The following is a 20,409-nucleotide window of genomic DNA, read 5'->3' on the forward strand; positions in this document are numbered from 1 at the left end:
TGATAGGAGGTTATTTAAATGGCTTTAATGGAAGTAAATTTTTATTCAACAGTTTTAGATTTAACCTTGTCTATGCAGGTTATTATCCCGCAAGATGGGGCTAAAGAAATTGAGAGTTATCCTACATTGTACCTTTTACATGGTATGGGTGGGGACCAGACATCATGGTTAAGAAAGACATCAATTGAGCGATATGTAGAAGAAACAGGAATGGCTGTTGTTATGCCCACAACACATCTAGGGTGGTATACAAACACCGCTTCAGGTTTAAAATATTGGGAGTTTATTTCAGAGGAATTGCCAAGAATATGTCGTGAATTTTTTCCTAAAATGTCAGTCAAAAGGGAAGAAACATTTGTAGCGGGATTATCTATGGGGGGATACGGTGCTTATAAATTGGCATTAAGTAGACCAGATTTATTTGGTGCAGCAGCTTCGTTATCTGGAGCTTTGGATATGGCAACGGCATTTGATGGAGAAACAGGTTGGGAAAAAAATGCATATTGGCAAGGTGTTTTTGGTGAAAATCTAGGGATAAATGGTACGGAAAATGATTTATTTACTTTAGCAGAAAAATGTACAGATAATGAGGCTCCACTTCCCGTATTGTATCAGTGGTGTGGCAAACAAGATTTTCTATACGATCAGAATTTAAGAGCACATGATAAATTTATGGAGTTAGGATATGATATAACGGCCTCTTTTACCGATGGAGACCATAACTGGCAAGATTGGGATGATCAGATAAGAAAGGTTATTAAATGGATTGAAAAGTTAAAATAGAACTATATTGTAAACGCATTATTTGTAAAAACGTCTCTTTTCTTGACTTAATTTCAAATGCCTAGTATGGTGTAGACATAAGCTTATATTATAGTGTGACTATTTCAAAAGGGCGATTTTTATGAAAGAGTCATGATGAGCAATCAAATGATAGATTAAAAACTGCTACTATCCTTTGGTAAATAAGATCATTCTATAATGTTAGGTTTAGTTCGCTTTTCAGGAACTGACAAAAAGGGACCGGTTGTTTATCTGTGTTGATCGTATTAGTGATTTGATTGAGGATGAAACGGATTAACAAGAGTAACAAAAGGATCTCATTTTTGGAAAATATCTTAAGGAGGAGATTATTTATGGCAGTCTTATTGAAAGTAAACGAAAGAGCGGTACGTCCAAGATCATTGAAAAAACAATTACGTGAGGAAGGAATAATTCCAGCGGTTGTATATGGTAATGGAATGACAACAACATCAATTTCAATTGACGAAAAAGAATTGATGAAGGCTATTAAAGAGAATGGTCAGAATGCGGTGTACACATTAGACATTAATGGAACGAAAACACCTACATTAATCTTTGACCAACAACAAGATACGTTTAACCGTCGTTGGTTGCACGTGGAATTCTTGGCAGTTGATATGTCAGAGAAAACAGAACTAGAAGCAGAAGTACTATTAACAGGGACACCTAAAGGCGTAAAAGTTGGAGGCTCATTGGGTCAAAACTTGTACACAGTCTTGGTTTCAGCAACACCAGATAATATTCCTGATGTCATTGAAGTGGATGTAAGTGAGTTAGAAATTGGTGATGCTATAACATTAGGTGATTTACCTAAGAATGATAAATACGATATTGTAATGGATATGGAAGAACAAATTGCAATCGTCGAAGAACCTCGTGTTCATGAAGAAGAAGAAACAGATGGGGTAGCAGCTGCTCCAGAAGTGATTGGTGAAAAAGAATAATATAAAAAAGAGCGAATCTAATAGATTTGCTCTTTTTCTGTTTATAAACAGAGTTATCCACCGAAAACGAAAAGTTATCAACAGATTTCTGTGGATAACTCCTTATTAACAGGGGATAACTCTGTAAAAGCTTAAAAAAACTGAGTTTTAAATGTGTATAACAATGGGGATAAGAAATTATAAGTTTTGGGTATAATGTGAATAACTATTAAAAGTAAAATAAAAGTCTCGCTATCAATTTGATAACGAGACTTTTATTGACTATAATAAGGACGAGGTTATCGTCTTATTTAGCAGGTGCTAATTTTGGTTCACGACCTAAGATGAATTTAAGAACTGCTAAAACTAATTCTGCAGCGATCAAACCATACATTAGTGAACTGTATGTCGTGATGTCGAAATCCCAAGTTTTGTAGACAACTAAAACAATAGCTAAAACAATTGCTGCAATAACATTTAAGAAACCAAAAGCCCAAAGATTTCCGTTTTCTTTGTTTGCTAAATAATAAATAGAAAAACCAGTGCTAATAATAATCCAAGCGATACTTACAAGAATACTTGCCCAATAAATTAAAAATGCTACCATTTTTTTCACCTCTTTCTTTGTCACTTTATAGTTTATCATCTTATTTTTAACTTGTCATTGAAAATATATGAAAAATTTTTCAAAAAGTAAAGGGGTATTTATTAGAGTAGTAGGTAGTTTAATAAAGTTTGAAAGGGAGAGAATATAATGTCAGTTGATAAGCAAGCGTTAGAACTTTTAAAAAAATCTAAGCAACCTGTATTTTTAACAGGGGCGGGGATATCTGTGCCTTCTGGTATTCCAGATTATCGTTCGTTAGGCGGTGTTTATGAGGGGCTAGATTCTCCTGAATATCTACTAAGTAGAAGTTGTTTTGAACAGGAGCAAGAGAAATTTTATGAGTTTGTTAAAAAACTATATCACCCAGAGGCTAAGCCTAATGTAAGTCATTTGAAGATAGCTCAACTTACTAAGGGAAGAGACTCAGCAAAAGTGGTTACTCAAAATATTGACCATCTCCATGAAGAGGCAGATACAACAAATTTAATAAATTTTCATGGGAGCTTATATCACTGTTACTGTACTAAATGTAACAAGACATGTTCAGTTGATGATTATTTGACAAGTAATCATCATGAAAGCTGTGGTGGTATTATACGTCCAGATATTATTTTATATGAAGAAGGATTACCCGAAGATAGGATAGAGCAGGCGATTAAAGCAGTGAGTGAAGCGGATTTAATTTTGATTGTAGGAACGAGTTTCAAAGTCTACCCATTTAGTCAATTAATCGAATATCGCAAGCCTGCTAGTCCAATTGTGGTGATTAATAAAGAAGAAATAGAAACGAGCGAGGAGCATTTATTTATTAAAGGTGATGCGCAAAATTTTTTTAATAGGGTATAAGAGGAGAAGTGGAAGAAGATGTTAAAAAAGCAACGTCAAGAAATTGATAGAATAGATCAAGAAATTATAAGCTTACTCGAAGCACGCTTAGATGTTGTGAATGAGGTAGTTGGGATTAAAGAGCAAGAAAATATAGAGGTATTAGATAGTGATAGAGAAAAGAAGATTCTTGATAAAGTAGGCATGACTGTGATTAATAAAGAGTATGCTCCAGTTATTAAAGAGTTGTATCAAGAAATGATGAGGGTATCGAAAGAGTATCAATCGTCTAAACTAGTTAAAAAAAAGCGATGAGCCATTAGCTCATCGCTTTTTTATTAAAAGACAATAACGGGTGTGTTTATTTCGATTTCAGAGTAAAGTTTTGCTGCTAAATCAGGTGGTGTATTGATACAACCATGTGATCCGAAGCCATCTTTCCAACGAGCCCCACCGTATACGGGTTGCCAGTTAGAATCATGAAGGCCAACTCCAGTCCAGTCGATAGGCATCCAAAAATCTACAGGTGCTGCGTAATCTGAACCATCATCATTTTTACCTCTTAAAATAGAAGGTGATTCTTTATTCCATAGGTAATGAACACCAGGTGGCGTAGGTGTTTTTGGTTTTCCTGAAACGATATCAGTATCAATTATTGTTTTTCCTTCTTTATAGAAGTACATATGTTGATTTTTTAGATCAACTTCGACGTAAGTGTCACCGATTAATGCAGGACCTGATGAAGCACTACCAACGCTGATAGGAGAACGATCAATTCCTTTTCCTGCTAGAAAATCAGCAGCCAAAGCTTTAGCTTCGTCATCTGTTTGAATAGTCCAACTGTATGTTCCAGCGGGGACACTAACTGTTCCGCGCTTAGTGCTCTTGAATTCTGTTGGAACCGTACTAGTATTATATTTCTCACCAAGTTCGGTTACATATTTAGTGATGATATCTTGATTGACTCCCACTTTTTTTTCTTTTTGGTCAACAGTTACCCATTTTACTAATTCTTTTTTAGGGATAGTAATCGATTTACCATTAATTAAGTAAGTTGCTTTTTGATCAACTAAATCGTTTGCTTTTGTAAGTAATTCTTTTAGCTCAGGACTCTTAGTAGTTAACTCAGGTAGTGCGACGTAATCTTGTAAGTTAATATCAGGTATCCCGTTTCGAACAGCTTCTTTTAGAGAGTTTGAAAGATTGTGATAGCTTATGTCATTACCATAGCTTTCTTTTTTTATAGCTAAGCCTTCTTCTTCACTAATAATAGTGGCATTGACAGAAGGTGTCTTATCTTTATTAAATTCTTTAATCTCTGGTTCTAAAGATTTTGTAAAGTCGTCTAGGCCATCTTCGTTTAAAGAAGAGGCTGCGATACTAAGGGTAGTTGGTTTAAATAATGAGGTAATCCAAAGTAATTTATTTTGAGAATCAAGAATTTTATGAAGACCAGGTTTGAAGTCTGTTTCAATCCCAAGTTCTTTTTTATGAACTTCTTTCCAAACTTTTTCACCATTCAAAATTTTAAAAGTCCCTTTTTCTTCTTCATCGTATAGCATCTTCTCGACTTTAGAGAGAGGCATACGCCCAACAGCTAGACCATTTATGGTTGTCTTGGGTAAAAAGTGGGTTTTATAAAAATTAGCTTGCATTGTGTAAAGTGCAACTAAAATAAAAATAAGGGTGGTTACAAGTAAATAAATCCATCTGCGCCGTGTAATCGTCATGAATCAAATTCCTCCAATGTATCATTTGTAATCATATTGTAACATAAAACATTTATTATAGAACTATTTTTTGCACAATCCTGTTTTTTTTTAGGTACTCTATAAGGTAAAAATACTACAAGAATAGTCACTATATGCTATAATTAACAAGAACTGAGGGGCTTTTGAACGCTTCTCGGCTATTTTGTGTGTAGTAGGTGTAAAATGAAAACAACTAAATAACGATCTTTAAAAAAACGGTCGTTATATTAGGAATAATGAATAGAATGGGAGATTTTGGTTAATGAAGATGATAGTTGGACTGGGAAATCCAGGTACAAAATATATGGCAACAAAACATAATATTGGATTTATTACATTAGATGAAATCGCACAAAGAGAAGGGTGTCGTTTCACTAAACAGCAATGTGAAGCTGACATTGCAGAATATTTTGTAGCGGGCGAGAAAGTCTTGCTCGTTAAACCAATAACGTTTATGAATGAATCAGGTCGTTCAGTGGGACCTCTGATGGATTATTATAATTTAGATGTATCAGATTTATTAGTTATATATGATGATTTAGATTTAGCGGTAGGCCGTATTCGTTTAAGAGAAAAAGGTAGTGCCGGTGGACATAATGGTATTAAGAGTTTGATTGCGCATTTGGACACGAAAGAATTTAACCGTATTAAGATAGGGATTGATAGACCTAAACCAGGTCAAGATGTCGTATCGCATGTGCTGGGAACATTTCCTAAAGAAACCCATGAAGAGATGGGGATTGCAGTTAAGACTGCAGCTGATGCTACGGAGGCGTGGTTGAAAGGTGCGTCTTTTGTAGAGGTTATGAATCAATTTAATGTTAAGAAATAAAAAATAGGAGCTAGTGAAAGTATGAAGATGTTAGAGATTATATCGAAATCACCAAAAGTTTTAGACTGGATGGCTCATACTAAAGAAGGTAAGCAACAATTAGTGACAGGTCTAACTGGCTCTGCAAAAATGTTAACGATGGCTAGTTTATATGATTATAAACATAAAAAGACATTAATTATAACGCCGAATTTGTATTACGCTAGTAACTTAATGGAAGATTTAAGAAATGTTATTCCAGATGAGAGTATTCATTTTTTTCCAGTCAATGAGATGACAGCTATTGAAATGTCTTATTCGTCACCTGAAATAATGGCAGAACGGGTCGCGACCTTATCATTTTTAGCGAGTGATAAACCAGGTGTGATTGTGACACCACTTGCTGGAGCTAGAAAGTATTTACCAAGCAAAGAATGTTGGAGAGGTTTCGAAAGACAATTTGCTTTAGGTGAAACAATTTCATTAGAAGAGATAACAACTGATTTAGTATTAATGGGTTACACGCGCCAAAGTATGGTGGGGAAACCAGGTGAATTCAGTTTAAGAGGAAGTATCTTAGATATTTATCCACTGACAACAGATTATCCTGTTCGTGTGGATTTATTTGACGATGAAATCGAATCATTGCGTTATTTTGAAGCGGACACGCAACGCTCTGTTCAAAAAATTGGTAAAGTGTTAATCACGCCGGCTTCTGATTTATTGTTAACCAGTGAGTCCTATCAACAAGGTGCTGTTAAGCTTGAAAAAGCTTTAGAAAAATATCTGTCTCAATTAACAGATGAGTCTGATAAGGTTCAAGTATCGGCACAGTTTAGACACGTTATTGAAACTTGGAAATCAGGGTTACCAACGTCAGAGGACCGTTTATACAGCGATTATTTATATAAAGATAAAACAACTATTTTGGATTTCTTTGATGAAACAGACGATATTATCATAGACGATTATCCAAGGTTGTTAGAAATAGAGAGGGAAGTTGTCAAAGAAGAAGGCGAGTGGTTGACGCTTAAATTGGCGGACAATAAAGCTTTACCTAAACAGAAGTTAGGAACGGATTTTAGAAAAAAATTGAAGGAACACCCTGCAGCAACAACGTATTTCTCGTTGTTCCAAAAAGGGATGGGCCATTTGAAATTTCAAGAAATTCATGCCTTCCAATTCAGAACGATGCAACAATTCTTTGGTCAATTTGCCAGTTTAAAAGTAGAAGTAGACCGTTGGGCTAAAAAGAAAAATACGGTTGTCTTCTTAGTGTCAACTGAAGATAAGTTAAAAAAAATAGAAGAAATGTGCTTAGACCATGATATTCAAGCGGTTGTGACTAAACCTGATGAGTTATTACAAGGTCAATTACAAGTAACATTAGGTGATCTACAAGCCGGATTTGAGTTGCCAGAAGAGAAGCTAGTTGTCGTTACAGAAAAAGAAATTCTTCAAACAGTTACGAAGAAGAAGGCTCGTAGACAAAATATTTCAAATGCGGAGCGCTTGAAAAGCTATACAGAGCTTAAAGCCGGAGATTATGTTGTTCACGTAAATCATGGTATTGGGCAGTATTTGGGAATGGAGACGCTTGAGGTTGACGGTATTCACCAAGACTACATGAGCATTCTTTATAAAAACAATGATAAGTTGTTTATCCCGGTTACTCAGCTAGATATGATTCAAAAGTATGTGGCTTCTGAATCTAAATCGCCTAAAGTTAATAAACTAGGTGGCACGGAATGGTCTAAAACGAGAAGTAAAGTATCTTCGAAAATAGAAGATATTGCTGACGACTTGATTAAACTTTATGCTGCTAGAGAAGCTGAAAAAGGTTATGCTTTTTCTCCAGATGACTCATATCAAAAAGAGTTTGAAGATGCTTTTCCGTATAGTGAAACAGAGGATCAATTGAGAAGTACATCTGAAATCAAAAAAGATATGGAAAAAATAAAGCCAATGGATCGTCTATTAGTAGGGGATGTAGGGTTTGGTAAAACTGAAGTAGCGATACGTGCAGCATTCAAGGCGGTGCAGGATGGTAAGCAAGTAGCAGTGCTTGTTCCAACGACTATTTTAGCGCAACAGCATTATGAAAATATGATGGAGCGATTTGAAGGTTTCCCTGTAACCGTTGGTTTATTAAGTCGTTTTAGGTCTAAAAAACAACAAGAGGAAACTTTAGAAGAAGTATCTGAAGGGAAAGTTGACGTCTTAGTTGGCACCCATCGTATTTTATCTCAAGATGTAGAGTTTAAAGATTTAGGGTTATTGGTTATCGATGAAGAACAGCGATTTGGCGTGAAGCACAAAGAGCGTTTAAAACAATTACGGTCACAGGTGGATGTTTTAACCTTAACAGCAACACCAATTCCTAGAACGTTGCATATGTCGATGCTAGGAGTAAGAGATCTATCTGTTATTGAAACACCACCTTCAAATCGATATCCAGTTCAAACTTATGTCATGGAAAAAAATCCAGGTGCGATCAGAGATGCGATTGAACGAGAGATGAGTCGTGGTGGTCAAGTGTTCTATTTATATAACCGTGTTGACACAATTGACCAAAAAGTTTCTGAGATTCAGGAATTAGTGCCAGGTGCACGTGTTGCCTTCGCCCATGGTCAGATGACAGAGGTTCAATTAGAAAATGTCTTGTTGGAGTTTATTGCTAAAGAGTATGACGTGTTAGTGACCACGACGATTATTGAAACCGGTGTGGATATTCCAAATGTTAATACGTTATTTGTTGAAAATGCAGATTACATGGGATTATCACAACTTTACCAATTACGTGGTCGTGTTGGCAGAAGTAATCGTGTTGCGTTTGCATACTTTATGTATGAGCCAGAGAAGGTTTTAAATGAAGTGAGTGAGAAACGCCTACAAGCGATTAAAGATTTTACAGAGTTAGGTGCGGGCTTTAAAATAGCAATGCGTGACTTGTCTATTCGTGGTGCGGGTAATTTGTTAGGCGCTCAACAGCATGGATTTATCGATTCAGTCGGATTTGATATGTATACGCAAATGTTAAGTGAAGCAGTTGATCGTAAACAAGGTAACGAGAAGAAAGACCGTAAGACGTCAGTCGAAATTGATGTTGGTGTAGATGCTTATATCCCATCCGATTATATTAATGATGAGCGACAAAAAATTGAAATTTATAAACGTGTCCGTCAACTTGAAAATCAAGCAATGTTTGAAGAGTTAGAAGACGACTTGATTGATAGATTTGGTGATTATCCTGATGAGGTAGGTTACTTATTATCTGTGGGTCTAATTAAGATGGATGGGGACTATGCTTTAGTTGATAAAATCAGAAGAGATAAGCAACAGTTAATCATTACCATTAGTAAAGCGGGAACCAATCTTTACACCATCGAACAATTGCTGCGTGCATTATCGGCGACAGATTTAAAAGCAGATGTCGGTTCAGTAGAAGATAAGATGGTCTTGAAGTTGACTATTGGGAAAAATATGAGTGAAGCAAGATGGCTATTAGAATTATCTAAAGTAATGGCGGCACTTCGCAAAGAAAAATATATAAGTTTAGAGCGTGTCAATCAGGAACCTAAAAAATAAGGAGGCAGTGGTTAGCTCTATGTTGAAAACAAAACAAAAAGCAGTTGTAGAAGGTGCGCTTCTTCTAACGCTTACCTCTTTTATTGTGAAGATATTAAGCGCTGTTTACCGAGTTCCTTTTCAAAACTTAGTTGGAGATGAAGGGTTCTATGTTTACCAACAGGTTTATCCGATTTATGGAATCGCAATGACGTTAGGGTTGTCAGGATTACCTATTCTAGTATCTAAAATGGTGGCAGAGCAAGATACACACACCAAACAGGAAGAGGTTATTAGAGGGCTATTCCCATTATATTGGCTACTATCATTGGTTTTATTTGTTGTGTTTTTCTTGGCTAGTGGCGTGTTAGCTCGATTGATGGGGGATAGTGAACTTGCTCCGGTCATAGAAATGGCAGCTATAGTATTTTTGTTGGTGCCATACTTAACGACTTATCGAGGATATTTTCAAGGGAAACTAGAGATGGAACCAACTGCTTATTCTCAATTATTCGAACAACTTGTCCGTGTGGGTATGATTTTACTTGTAGCTTGGCTATATACCTCGGTAAATTGGACGGTATACACGATGGGACGATATGCGATGAGTGGTGCTATTTTTGGTGGAGTAGTCGCTTTAATAACGTTACTGCTTTTCAAGCCAAATTTAAAGTTACTCGTTATTCCTTCAAAATTAGAATTATATAATAGTAGGAAGTATTTGAGACGTTTTTTAGTTGAAGGTGGTTTGATTTGTGGCTATAGTTCACTTCTAGTTATTTTTCAATTGGTAGATTCCTTTTTAATTAAGAATGCATTGGTTGCACAAGGATTATCTGATCAACAATCTAAAATCATCAAAGGAATCTATGATAGAGGTCAACCATTAGTACAAGTTGGTATGGTAATAGGGATAGCGTTGACGACAGCTTTTCTTCCGATATTAATCAGATATGTGACGGAGAAAAATGACTGGGCCTATTATCGAACGATAGCTTTATTTGTGAAGACGGTTATCGTAATATCAAGTGCTGCAAGTGTAGGGCTCATTATGTTGCTTCCATACTTGAACGGTAGTCTGTTTGGTGATAATCAAGAAAGTCTATCATTGTCGGTATTGATGGGGACGGTATTCTTTATGTCACTTGTATTGATGCTACAAATTATATATCAAACAAAAAATAAATTTAAAATACCAGTCTATAGTTTACTTGTGGGATGTTTAGTCAAGATTGGATTTGGTTTTTTACTGACAATACAACTTGGAACAGTAGGAGCTAGTTTAGCAACGCTATGTGGTCTAATTGGCGCATTAATCTTATTGCTGTTAGGTTTAGAGGGTCAGATAAAAAAATGTTTTATAAATCCTGACTTTATCTGGAAATTACTAGTAGCATTGGGTATGATGATAGTAAGCTTACTCCTTTATCGTTGGGCAATGGGTGTTGTCATAGGAAATACCACATCACGTGTCATTTCCTTTATACAAGCTCTATTGGGAGTTGTGGTTGGTGGTAGTGTTTATGTATTGGTTATATTTAAAACAAGAATGTTTACATTAAGAGAGTGGTTGTTACTACCTAAAGGAAATAAACTTGTTCGTAAAGTAAAGAAAGTTTCAAAAAATAGAATATAATATAGAGTAGAGTGAGGTAAAAAAATATGCGATTAGATAAATTTTTAAAAGTATCACGTATAATAAAGCGTCGTACTGTTGCGAAAGAAGTAGCAGATAAAGGACGTATCCAAGTGAATGGTCAAATGGCTAAGTCATCTACTTCTGTTAAAGTAGGAGATAGTGTTAAAATCTTATTTGGTAATAAAACTTTAGAGATTAAAGTGTTACAGTTAAAAGACTCGACGAAAAAAGAAGATGCTGAGAAAATGTATGAAATTATCAGTGAAACACGAGAAGAAGGATTTGAAAAATTAGATTAGACAATGCCTGTCCTTATTGCTATAATATCTATGATACAAAATCCAGAAACGGAGTTTTTGAGATGAATGAAATGAACGAAGAGAGAGTACAAAATGAAGGTAATAATAATGTATCTTCTATTGGAAATCAATTTACGATAGAGCAGTGGGATCAATCTAATCAAGTTAATAAAAAAATAATTTTCAAGAGACGCAGACTAGGAGTGATAGCCGTAGTAGCGAGTATCATTTTTCTAGTGAGTGGACTCAATATATTTAGAAGTTACCATCATATTAAAGAGTTGAAAAAAGAAAAGATTGCGGTACAGAAACAACAAGCGCAACTTTCTGATCAAGTTGCTTCTTTAGAATATGATGTTAAGTTATTGAATAGCGATGATTATTTAGCGAAAGTCGCCCGTCAAAAATTCTTTTATACAAAAGATGATGAGTTAGTTTATAGCATTCCTCAAACAGAGGAAGCGATGGACAAACAAGCGGAAAAAGCGCTTCGCAATTAGAAAAATTATTAAAGAGAGTTAAAATTTAAGGAGGAACAACTTTTTTATGTCAATCGAAGTAGGAGCTAAAATTCCAGGTAAAATTTCAGGAATTACAAATTTTGGAGCATTTGTTGATTTAGGTGAAGGAAAAACAGGGCTGGTTCATATCAGTGAGGTCTCAAACAGTTTTATTAAAGATATCAACGAGGTTCTTAAAGTAGGCGAAGCTGTAGAAGTTAAAGTAATGTCAGTTGGAACAGATGGGAAAATTGGTTTATCAATTCGTCGTGCCTCTTCTGATGAAGTTCCTGAAAGAGCTCCGAAGAAAGAGTATAGTCGTCCACAACGTAAAGAATATAAAAAGCCGGTTGCTAAACCAGCACCTAAGAAAGATGATTTTGATTCATTAATGAACTCTTTCTTAAAAGATAGTGATGATCGTTTAACTTCATTAAAACGTAATACTGAAGGAAAACGTGGCGGTCGTGGCGGCCGTCGTAACTAGTTTATAATAAGTGATGAAGGATAAGGAGACTTATCCTTTTTTCTTTTTTTAGGAGGTGATGTTATGTTACAAAAGAAATTTATTTCCGATAGTCTGAAGTTGTTTCAGTGGGATAAGCAAACGAAGTTATTAGTTGCTGTATCAGGTGGAGTCGATTCGATAGTGCTTTTAGAGTTATTGTTAGCTATTCCAGAGGATGAGCGACCAGAAATTGGTGTCGCTCATGTCAATCACCAATTAAGAAAAGAGTCTGAAGAAGAAGCAGAGATGGTTAGGCAGTTATGCCAAACGAAAGGTTTACCTTTTTATTCTTATGTGTGGCAATCTCAGTCTGAGCAAGGAAATATGGAATCGAAAGCAAGGGAAGTTCGTTATACTTTTTTTGCTGAGGTGTATAAAAGAGGGGGCTACACTGGGTTGGTAACCGCTCATCATGCAGATGATTTAGCTGAAACCTTGATTATGAAATTGATTAAGGGGACTCAGTTAGGCAACTTAGCGAGTATTAGAGCCGAATCGAGCCGTTTAGGAATGAGGATTTACCGACCACTTCTTACTTTCTCTAAGCTGGAATTACGGGATTACGCTAAGGCTAACCAGCTTTTCTATTGTGAGGATCAAACAAATCACAGTTTAGATTATCAACGAAACAGAATAAGGCATCAAGTTATCCCGTTGTTGAAAGAAGAGAACCCTAATTTTTTAAATCAGGTTCAAAATTTAACGAAGCAGTTAAGTTATACTGACAAAGTGTTATCGACCACCTTGGAACCTATTTTGGATAGCATGACACATTGTGAAAGTGAAAAATGTTGGGTATTGGATTTGGACATGTTTCAAAACCAATCAAAAGAGTCGCGTTATTTATTGTTGACGACTCTTATTCAGAAAGTGATGATTCAAAAAGGGTATTCTTTATCAGATAGACAAGTAGAGGCGATTTTATCACTTATTGAAAAAGGAAAATCACAAGGTAGGATTGACCTTCAAGCAAACTGGTATTTTAGGAAAGAATACAATGTAGGGTACATAGAGCAAGTGGTTGGAAAATCAAGTATCATTTCTTCAATGATAACCGAGGTGTTGGGTACAGGAGAGTATGAGTTATCGAAGACTGAGAAAGTTAGATTGTATCCAGAGGATGAAGCAGCGGCTGTGGACCATTCATTTTTAGGGACTAAAGAAGAGATATCGTTGTATTTAGACCAATCCGATTTTCCTCTTTCTATTAGAAGAAGAGCGCCAGGTGATGCTATTATTTATAATAAAGAAGGCAACCATAAAAAATTAAGACGGCTATTTATAGATGAAAAAATACCTCAATCAATAAGAGAAAAAATGTGGGTTGTGGCAAATTCCGAACGAGAAGTTCTCGGAGTGTTTACAATCGGTAAAAGTTATTTGAGTATTAAGAAAGAAACTGATAAAATACATTACAGGCTCGTTTATTTTAAAGAAGAGCATTAGTTGGAAGGAGAGTTTTATGTTAGAAAAAGACATTGAACGTACATTATATTCAAGAGAGCAAATTGAAGAAGTAACAAAGCGACTAGGTAAAGAAATTACAAAAGACTATGCGGATAAAGAACCTTTAGTTGTCGGTATTTTAAAAGGTGCTGTTCCATTTATGGCTGAACTAGTTAGCGAAATTGATGTTTATTTAGAAATGGACTTTATGGACGTTTCAAGCTATGGTGATGCTTTAGTATCATCTGGTGAAGTTAAAATCGTTAAAGATTTAGATACTAATGTAGAAGGACGCGACATTTTAATTGTTGAAGATATCATCGACAGTGGCCGTACTCTTAAATATTTAGTAGAATTATTTAAATACCGTAAGGCAAAATCAGTTAAGTTAGTCACATTGTTAGACAAACCTGAAGGTAGAATGGTTGAAATCGCTCCTGATTACTTTGGTTTCCACGTGCCTAATGAATTTGTTGTTGGCTACGGACTAGACTACAAAAACAAATACCGTAATTTACCATTCGTTGGCGTACTTAAGCCTGAAATTTACGAATCAAAAAACTAATGTTTTTTCCAAAATATGTTAAACTGATTAATGTATAAAACATAAGTTAGGTAAGATAGAGGGAGGCTATGTATGAATAAAAAGAAAAATGGGAAAAATACACTATATTACGTCCTGTTGATATTAGGGATGGCAATGCTAGTATTTTTTGTCTTTGGAGATAACCAAAGCCCCGGTTCAGAAGTGACCTATTCGAAATTTTCTGAACAATTAAAAAATGATAAAATCAAAGAGTTGACTATTCAACCTGGTAACGGCGCGTACAGAGTTTCTGGTACGTATTATGACAAACAAAAAGTTTCAAATAATGGCCTACCTATTTTTGGTTCAGCGACAACATCAGACCGTTTCACAACACTTGTGTTACCGAACGATGCAACGTTAGCAGAGATTACTAAAAATGCAGCAGGCTCAGAAACAAAAGTTCATATTAAGGAAGAGTCAAGCAATGGTATGTGGATGACGATGATTTTATCATTCTTACCATTACTACTTATGATTTTCTTCTTCTATATGATGATGAATCAAGGTCAACAAGGTGGCGGCGGAGGCCGTGGCGTGATGAACTTTGGTAAATCAAAAGCTAAAGAAGCAGATAAAAAAGCAAGTACTGTTCGTTTTTCTGACGTAGCGGGAGCTGAAGAAGAGAAACAAGAACTTGTTGAAGTAGTTGAATTCTTAAAAGACCCACGTCGTTTTGCGGCGCTTGGTGCAAGAATTCCAGCGGGTGTCCTTTTAGAGGGACCTCCAGGTACGGGTAAAACATTATTAGCACGAGCAGTTGCAGGTGAAGCGGGAGTTCCATTCTATTCAATCTCAGGTTCAGACTTCGTTGAGATGTTTGTTGGGGTTGGAGCGAGCCGAGTTCGTGACTTGTTTGAAAATGCTAAAAAGACAGCACCAGCGATTATCTTTATTGATGAAATTGATGCTGTAGGTCGTCAACGTGGCGCTGGTATGGGTGGCGGAAATGACGAACGTGAGCAAACACTTAACCAATTATTAGTAGAAATGGATGGTTTTGGTGGCAATGAAGGTGTTATTGTTATTGCTGCAACAAACCGTTCTGACGTACTAGATCCTGCTTTACTTCGTCCTGGTCGTTTTGACCGTCAGATTTTAGTAGGTCGTCCAGATGTTAAAGGGCGTGAAGCGATTCTTAAAGTACATGCTAAAAACAAACCATTTGCTAACGATGTTGATTTGAAAGTCGTAGCACAACAAACACCAGGTTTTGCTGGTGCGGAATTAGAAAATGTCTTAAACGAAGCGGCTTTAGTAGCAGCTCGTCGTAATAAAAAAGTTATTGATGCTTCTGATATTGATGAAGCTCAAGACCGTGTAATTGCTGGTCCGGCTAAGAAGGACCGTGTGATTAGTAAACGTCAACGTGAATTAGTAGCTTATCATGAAGCGGGACACACTATCTGTGGTTTGGTTTTAGATGATGCTAACACAGTTCATAAAGTGACAATAGTTCCTCGCGGACGTGCTGGTGGTTATATGATTGCTCTTCCTAAAGAAGATCAATTCTTAATTACTCGTAATGAAATGTTTGAGCGTATCGTAGGTTTACTTGGCGGACGTACAGCTGAAGAAATTATCTTCGGTGTTCAAACAACAGGAGCAAGTAATGACTTTGAGCAAGCAACTGGTCTTGCCCGTAGTATGGTAACTGAGTATGGTATGAGTGAAAAACTTGGACCTGTTCAATACGAAGGGAATCATCAAGTCTTTGTAGGTCGTGACTACGGCCAATCAAAAGCATTCTCTGATCAAGTGTCATACGAAATTGACCAAGAAGTTCGTGCTATTTTAAATGAAGCTCATGCAAAAGCGCGTGAAATCATTGAAGAATACTCAGAACAACACAAGTTAATTGCTGAAAAATTATTAGAATTTGAAACATTAGATGCTCGTAGTATTAAATCATTGTTTGAAGATGGTGTAATGCCAGCAGATGTTGTGAATGATGAGTTTCCTAGTGAAAAATCAGGTTCTTTTGAAGAAGCAAAACATGCATTAGAAGAAAAAGAAGCACAAAAAGAATTAGAAGCTAAAAAAGAAGAATCTTTAACGGGAACAGCTGAAGAAGTTGTGGAAGAAACAAAGGATGACTCAGCAGAATAATAAATTGAGCGTATCTTATTGAAGGTTCTATCAAATACGTTATAATATAAAGTGGGTTGCCTAGGCAGCCCACTTTTCTATTAGTAACAATTAACTGAGTTAACTAAAAAATTTATTATAAAGGTGAGTATCGATGGAAGATTATTTATTAAAAGCATTGTGCTTCGATGGACAAATTAGAGCCTATGCAGTCAACGCAACAAAAACAGTTAGTGAGGCGCAACGTCGCCATGATTCATGGAATACATCTACAGCAGCGTTAGGTCGTACAATGGTGGCGTCAGTCATGTTAGGTGCGATGAACAAGGGTGATGATATCATCACTGTTAAAGTACAAGGTAACGGTCCTGGGGGAGCAATTGTTGTAGGGAGTGACGGTCGAGGTAATGTAAAAGGCTACATTCAAAATCCGCAATTAAGTTTACCTCTAAATGATAACGGTAAAATTGACGTACGTGGAGCAGTTGGGACTGTAGGTTCTTTATCAGTAACAAAAGATTTAGGTATGAAGGAGCCCTTTACAGGTCAAGTGGAGCTTGTTTCAGGTGAATTAGGTGAAGATTTTACTTACTACCTAGCGAATTCAGAGCAAGTACCATCAGCGGTTGGTTTAAGTGTGTTAATCGATAATGATGATACAGTTAAAGCAGCAGGAGGGTTTATTGTTCAAGTTATGCCTGGTGCGACGGATGAAACAATTACGGAAATTGAAAAACGCATTGCAGATATGCCATTCGTTTCTCGTATGATTGAACAAGGAGAAACACCTGAAACCATTTTAAATCGTTTATTAGGCGATGAGAATGTAAACTTCCTAACGGAAACACCTGTACAATTTAAGTGTGATTGTTCTATGGAGAAATTCTCTAAAGCGTTAGTATCTATTGGTAAAGAAGAAATTCAAGCGATGATCGACGAAGATCACGGTGCGGAAGCAACTTGCCATTTCTGTAATAATAAATACAACTTTACTGAAGATGATTTAAACAACATTTTGCAAGAAATGTAAGATAGGGAGATAAAATATGACTTGGAAAATAGGAAATATTGATATCCCTAATCCTGTAGTGGTAGCCCCTATGGCTGGTATTAGTAATGCCGCTTTTCGTGTGACAGTTAAAGAATTTGGGGCAGGACTGGTCGTCTGCGAGATGATTAGCGACAAAGGTATTCAACTTCGAAATAAAAAAACATTGTCAATGTTACATATAGAAGAGAACGAATATCCGCTCAGTGTCCAAATTATGGGTGGCGGTAAAGAGAGTTTAGTAGAAGCGGCTAAGTTTGTTGCGGAAAATACAGACGCGGCGATTATTGACATTAATATGGGGTGTCCTGTAAACAAAGTAATTAAAGCTGAAGCAGGGGCTAAGTGGCTATTGGACCCTGATAAAGTGTATGAGATGGTCGAGGCAGTTGCTTCAGCAGTAGACAAGCCTGTTACGGTTAAACAACGTATTGGTTGGGACGCGGAACATGTCTTTGCTGTTGAAAATGCTCTAGCTGCAGAAAAAGCAGGTGCAGCAGCTGTAGCGATGCATGGTCGTACGCGTGTTCAAATGTATGAAGGTAAAGCAAATTGGGATGTTTTACGTCAGGTTAAGGACAAACTAACAATTCCTCTAATGGGGAATGGAGACGTCAGAACGCCACAAGATGCTCAAAGAATGTTAGATGAAGTGGGCTGTGAAGGCGTAATGATTGGGCGTGCTGCATTAGGAAACCCATGGATGATTTATCAAACTAAGCATTACCTTGAAACAGGTGAATTATTAACTGAACCAACAGCTAGAGAAAAAATTGAAACAGCAAAATTACACTTACAACGACTTGTCGCTTTAAAAGGTGAAATGATAGCCTCAAGAGAATTTCGTCAGCATGCTGCTTATTATTTAAAGGGGATTCCCCGTGCTGCAAAAGCGAAAGTTGCGGTTAATAAAGCAGAAACTCAAGCTCAAATGATAGAAATATTAGATGAGTTAGTAGAGAATGTTGAAGCAAGAGGCATTATTCGTTAACAAATAAGATAGATACCACAAGAAAAGGCAAATTTTACTTGCCTTTTTTTGATTTAATGTGGCATTATAGATAGATGAAGCATCATATTAAGGGATGGAGGAAGTCAAATGACGGATGAACAAACAGTGCAACAAGAAATGAACGACCAATTGCTAGTTAGACGTGAAAAAATGACTAATATGCAAGAAGCTGGAATGGATCCTTTTGGTGGACGTTTTGAACGTACTCATAACTCAAAAGAATTACAAGAAGCTTATGGTGAATTTTCTAAAGAAGAATTAAATGAAAAAGAAGCAGTAGCAACAGTAGCAGGTCGTATGATGACTAAGCGTGGCAAAGGTAAAGTTGGCTTCGCTCACTTACAAGATAGAGAAGGACAAATTCAAATCTACGTTCGTAAAGATGCGGTCGGAGAAGAAGAATATGATTTATTTAAACACGCTGATTTAGGTGACTTTATCGGTGTTACGGGCCAAGTAATGAAAACAGATATGGGTGAGTTGACTATTAAACCGACATCATTAACTTTCTTAACGAAAGCATTACGTCCATTGCCTGATAAATACCATGGTTTGACTAACGTTGAACAACGTTACCGTCAACGTTATTTAGATTTAATTAGTAACCGTGAAAGTTTTGATACGTTTGTTAAACGTAGCCAAATCATTAAAGAAATTCGCAATTATTTAAATGACAATGGTTATTTAGAAGTTGAAACACCAACTTTACATAATATGGCGGGTGGAGCAGCTGCGCGTCCGTTTATTACTCATCATAATGCGTTAGATATGGAATTGTATTTACGTATTGCTTTGGAGTTACATTTAAAACGTTTAATCGTTGGTGGTATGGAGAAAGTTTATGAAATCGGACGTGTTTTCCGTAACGAGGGAATTGATACAACTCATAATCCAGAGTTTACAATGATTGAAGTTTATACAGCGTATGCGGATTACAGAGATATTATGGACTTAACAGAAGGTATCATTCAACACGTTGCGACAGCTGTAAATGATAGTTTAACAGTTCAATATGGTGAGAATGAAATTAATTTAGGTGGTAAATGGGCTCGTGTACACATGGTTGACGCTATTAAAGAACAAACAGGTGTTGATTTCTGGAAAGAAATGACAGATGAAGAAGCTCGTGCGATTGCTAAAGAACACAATGTTCATGTAGAAAATCATATGGACTTTGGTCATGTTGTCAATGAATTCTTTGAAGAGTTTGTTGAGGATACTCTAGTTCAACCTACGTTTATTTATGGGCACCCAACATCAGTTTCACCATTATCTAAGAAAAATCCTGAAGATGGAAGATTTACTGATCGTTTTGAAGTCTTTATTGTAGGTAAAGAATATGGTAATGCGTTTACTGAATTGAATGATCCGATTGACCAAAGAGAACGATTTGAAGCTCAAGCACGTGAAAAAGATTTAGGTAACGATGAAGCTCATGGGATTGATGGTGATTTCATTGAGGCGTTAGAATACGGTATGCCGCCAACAGGTGGATTAGGTATCGGTATTGATAGATTGGTTATGTTGTTGACAAATTCTCAATCTATTAGAGACGTATTGCTATTTCCGACAATGAGATAGCCTTAAAATGCTCGCTTTCAGAAGAAAGTGAGCATTTTTTTTATATTTTTGAAAAAAATAGTTGCCTTTTTATTCTAAACTTGGTATATTAATACATGTCCTTGAGACAAGCAAACATGTTTTTACAACTTGAAAAAAGATGTTGACATTAGATTGATCAAGTGATATTATAACAAAGTCGTTAAAAACAGAGGAAGTTAAAACTTCTAAAACTTAATTGAAAAACTTTTTAAAAAAGGTTGACGAAGTCAACTAAACATGTTATTCTAATTAAGTCGTCAAGAACGACAACGTAGACCTTTGAAAACTGAACAAAGTAAGACGAACCAAACGTGTAGGATGTTGTTCTCATTAGTTGAGACAACAAACTAAATTTTAAGATTTTTATTAAAAATCTAAGTGAAGTAACATTCG

General features: G+C 36.2%; 18 protein-coding genes. 16 read left to right on the forward strand and 2 right to left on the reverse strand.

Going from position 1 to position 20,409, the window contains the following annotated elements; genetic code table 11:
- Positions 1-18 precede the first annotated feature (18 nt).
- Both CBF31_RS10865 and CBF31_RS10870 read left to right on the forward strand, forming a co-directional pair.
- The gene (locus tag CBF31_RS10865) at positions 19-783 is read left to right on the forward strand and encodes an alpha/beta hydrolase (RefSeq protein WP_126832930.1); all 765 of its coding nucleotides are present in this window, start codon (positions 19-21) and stop codon (positions 781-783) included.
- A 353-nt stretch (positions 784-1,136) separates the two neighbouring features.
- On the forward strand, positions 1,137-1,748 hold the full coding sequence (locus CBF31_RS10870) for a 50S ribosomal protein L25/general stress protein Ctc (RefSeq protein WP_126832932.1): 612 nt from the start codon (positions 1,137-1,139) through the stop codon (positions 1,746-1,748).
- Positions 1,749-2,034: 286 nt separating this feature from the next.
- Here the strand turns inward: CBF31_RS10870 and CBF31_RS10875 are convergent, their stop codons facing one another.
- Complete coding sequence (locus tag CBF31_RS10875) at positions 2,035-2,334, reverse strand: hypothetical protein (RefSeq protein ID WP_126832934.1); 300 nt, start codon at positions 2,332-2,334, stop codon at positions 2,035-2,037.
- A 147-nt stretch (positions 2,335-2,481) separates the two neighbouring features.
- Here CBF31_RS10875 and CBF31_RS10880 point away from each other — a divergent pair, with 147 nt between their 5' ends.
- Positions 2,482-3,180 (forward strand): NAD-dependent protein deacylase, encoded by a 699-nt coding sequence (locus tag CBF31_RS10880; protein WP_126832936.1) that lies wholly within the window; start codon positions 2,482-2,484, stop codon positions 3,178-3,180.
- Positions 3,181-3,198: 18 nt separating this feature from the next.
- Complete coding sequence (locus tag CBF31_RS10885) at positions 3,199-3,474, forward strand: chorismate mutase (RefSeq protein ID WP_126832938.1); 276 nt, start codon at positions 3,199-3,201, stop codon at positions 3,472-3,474.
- A gap of 23 nt (positions 3,475-3,497) precedes the next feature.
- Here CBF31_RS10885 and CBF31_RS10890 read toward each other — a convergent pair whose 3' ends face one another.
- Entirely contained in the window at positions 3,498-4,889 is a 1,392-nt protein-coding gene (locus CBF31_RS10890) for a L,D-transpeptidase family protein (RefSeq protein ID WP_126832940.1), read from the reverse strand.
- 283 nt (positions 4,890-5,172) lie between these two features.
- Between CBF31_RS10890 and pth the strand changes: the two genes are divergently transcribed.
- The 12 genes from pth (at position 5,173) to lysS (ending at position 19,995) form a co-directional block, all read left to right on the forward strand.
- The gene (gene pth / locus CBF31_RS10895; RefSeq protein WP_126832942.1) at positions 5,173-5,742 is read left to right on the forward strand and encodes an aminoacyl-tRNA hydrolase; all 570 of its coding nucleotides are present in this window, start codon (positions 5,173-5,175) and stop codon (positions 5,740-5,742) included.
- Between the two features lie 21 nt (positions 5,743-5,763).
- Positions 5,764-9,309: a transcription-repair coupling factor gene (gene mfd / locus CBF31_RS10900; protein ID WP_126832944.1), complete on the forward strand. Its 3,546-nt coding sequence runs from the start codon at positions 5,764-5,766 to the stop codon at positions 9,307-9,309.
- A 19-nt stretch (positions 9,310-9,328) separates the two neighbouring features.
- Complete coding sequence (locus CBF31_RS10905; RefSeq protein WP_126832946.1) at positions 9,329-10,924, forward strand: putative polysaccharide biosynthesis protein; 1,596 nt, start codon at positions 9,329-9,331, stop codon at positions 10,922-10,924.
- A gap of 26 nt (positions 10,925-10,950) precedes the next feature.
- On the forward strand, positions 10,951-11,226 hold the full coding sequence (locus tag CBF31_RS10910; RefSeq protein WP_126832949.1) for an RNA-binding S4 domain-containing protein: 276 nt from the start codon (positions 10,951-10,953) through the stop codon (positions 11,224-11,226).
- Positions 11,227-11,288: 62 nt separating this feature from the next.
- A complete protein-coding gene (locus CBF31_RS10915; protein WP_126832951.1) occupies positions 11,289-11,726 on the forward strand; it encodes an FtsB family cell division protein in 438 nt (145 codons plus the stop codon).
- A 46-nt stretch (positions 11,727-11,772) separates the two neighbouring features.
- On the forward strand, positions 11,773-12,213 hold the full coding sequence (locus CBF31_RS10920) for a S1 domain-containing RNA-binding protein (protein WP_126832953.1): 441 nt from the start codon (positions 11,773-11,775) through the stop codon (positions 12,211-12,213).
- A gap of 63 nt (positions 12,214-12,276) precedes the next feature.
- On the forward strand, positions 12,277-13,680 hold the full coding sequence (gene tilS / locus CBF31_RS10925; RefSeq protein WP_126832955.1) for a tRNA lysidine(34) synthetase TilS: 1,404 nt from the start codon (positions 12,277-12,279) through the stop codon (positions 13,678-13,680).
- A gap of 16 nt (positions 13,681-13,696) precedes the next feature.
- On the forward strand, positions 13,697-14,245 hold the full coding sequence (gene hpt, locus CBF31_RS10930) for a hypoxanthine phosphoribosyltransferase (RefSeq protein ID WP_126832957.1): 549 nt from the start codon (positions 13,697-13,699) through the stop codon (positions 14,243-14,245).
- 72 nt (positions 14,246-14,317) lie between these two features.
- A complete protein-coding gene (gene ftsH, locus CBF31_RS10935; RefSeq protein WP_126832959.1) occupies positions 14,318-16,375 on the forward strand; it encodes an ATP-dependent zinc metalloprotease FtsH in 2,058 nt (685 codons plus the stop codon).
- A 133-nt stretch (positions 16,376-16,508) separates the two neighbouring features.
- The gene (gene hslO / locus CBF31_RS10940; protein ID WP_126832961.1) at positions 16,509-17,384 is read left to right on the forward strand and encodes an Hsp33 family molecular chaperone HslO; all 876 of its coding nucleotides are present in this window, start codon (positions 16,509-16,511) and stop codon (positions 17,382-17,384) included.
- A 16-nt stretch (positions 17,385-17,400) separates the two neighbouring features.
- The gene (gene dusB, locus CBF31_RS10945) at positions 17,401-18,393 is read left to right on the forward strand and encodes a tRNA dihydrouridine synthase DusB (protein ID WP_126832964.1); all 993 of its coding nucleotides are present in this window, start codon (positions 17,401-17,403) and stop codon (positions 18,391-18,393) included.
- Between the two features lie 108 nt (positions 18,394-18,501).
- Positions 18,502-19,995, forward strand: a complete 1,494-nt coding sequence (gene lysS, locus CBF31_RS10950; RefSeq protein ID WP_126832966.1) for a lysine--tRNA ligase — start codon at positions 18,502-18,504, stop codon at positions 19,993-19,995.
- The last annotated feature ends 414 nt before the right edge of the window (positions 19,996-20,409 follow it).

Source organism: Vagococcus fessus (assembly GCF_003987565.1).
GTDB lineage: Bacteria > Bacillota > Bacilli > Lactobacillales > Vagococcaceae > Vagococcus_D > Vagococcus_D fessus.

Coding starts and splice junctions, on each gene's coding strand:
- CBF31_RS10910 (WP_126832949.1), top strand. CDS start 10,951: ATGCGATTAGATAAATTTTTAAAAGTATCACGTATAATAAAGCGTCGT.
- CBF31_RS10915 (WP_126832951.1), top strand. CDS start 11,289: ATGAATGAAATGAACGAAGAGAGAGTACAAAATGAAGGTAATAATAAT.
- CBF31_RS10870 (WP_126832932.1), top strand. CDS start 1,137: ATGGCAGTCTTATTGAAAGTAAACGAAAGAGCGGTACGTCCAAGATCA.
- CBF31_RS10885 (WP_126832938.1), top strand. CDS start 3,199: ATGTTAAAAAAGCAACGTCAAGAAATTGATAGAATAGATCAAGAAATT.
- CBF31_RS10875 (WP_126832934.1), bottom strand. CDS start 2,334: ATGGTAGCATTTTTAATTTATTGGGCAAGTATTCTTGTAAGTATCGCT.
- dusB (WP_126832964.1), top strand. CDS start 17,401: ATGACTTGGAAAATAGGAAATATTGATATCCCTAATCCTGTAGTGGTA.
- hpt (WP_126832957.1), top strand. CDS start 13,697: ATGTTAGAAAAAGACATTGAACGTACATTATATTCAAGAGAGCAAATT.
- ftsH (WP_126832959.1), top strand. CDS start 14,318: ATGAATAAAAAGAAAAATGGGAAAAATACACTATATTACGTCCTGTTG.
- hslO (WP_126832961.1), top strand. CDS start 16,509: ATGGAAGATTATTTATTAAAAGCATTGTGCTTCGATGGACAAATTAGA.
- mfd (WP_126832944.1), top strand. CDS start 5,764: ATGAAGATGTTAGAGATTATATCGAAATCACCAAAAGTTTTAGACTGG.
- lysS (WP_126832966.1), top strand. CDS start 18,502: ATGACGGATGAACAAACAGTGCAACAAGAAATGAACGACCAATTGCTA.
- CBF31_RS10890 (WP_126832940.1), bottom strand. CDS start 4,889: ATGACGATTACACGGCGCAGATGGATTTATTTACTTGTAACCACCCTT.
- pth (WP_126832942.1), top strand. CDS start 5,173: ATGAAGATGATAGTTGGACTGGGAAATCCAGGTACAAAATATATGGCA.
- CBF31_RS10905 (WP_126832946.1), top strand. CDS start 9,329: ATGTTGAAAACAAAACAAAAAGCAGTTGTAGAAGGTGCGCTTCTTCTA.
- CBF31_RS10865 (WP_126832930.1), top strand. CDS start 19: ATGGCTTTAATGGAAGTAAATTTTTATTCAACAGTTTTAGATTTAACC.
- tilS (WP_126832955.1), top strand. CDS start 12,277: ATGTTACAAAAGAAATTTATTTCCGATAGTCTGAAGTTGTTTCAGTGG.
- CBF31_RS10920 (WP_126832953.1), top strand. CDS start 11,773: ATGTCAATCGAAGTAGGAGCTAAAATTCCAGGTAAAATTTCAGGAATT.
- CBF31_RS10880 (WP_126832936.1), top strand. CDS start 2,482: ATGTCAGTTGATAAGCAAGCGTTAGAACTTTTAAAAAAATCTAAGCAA.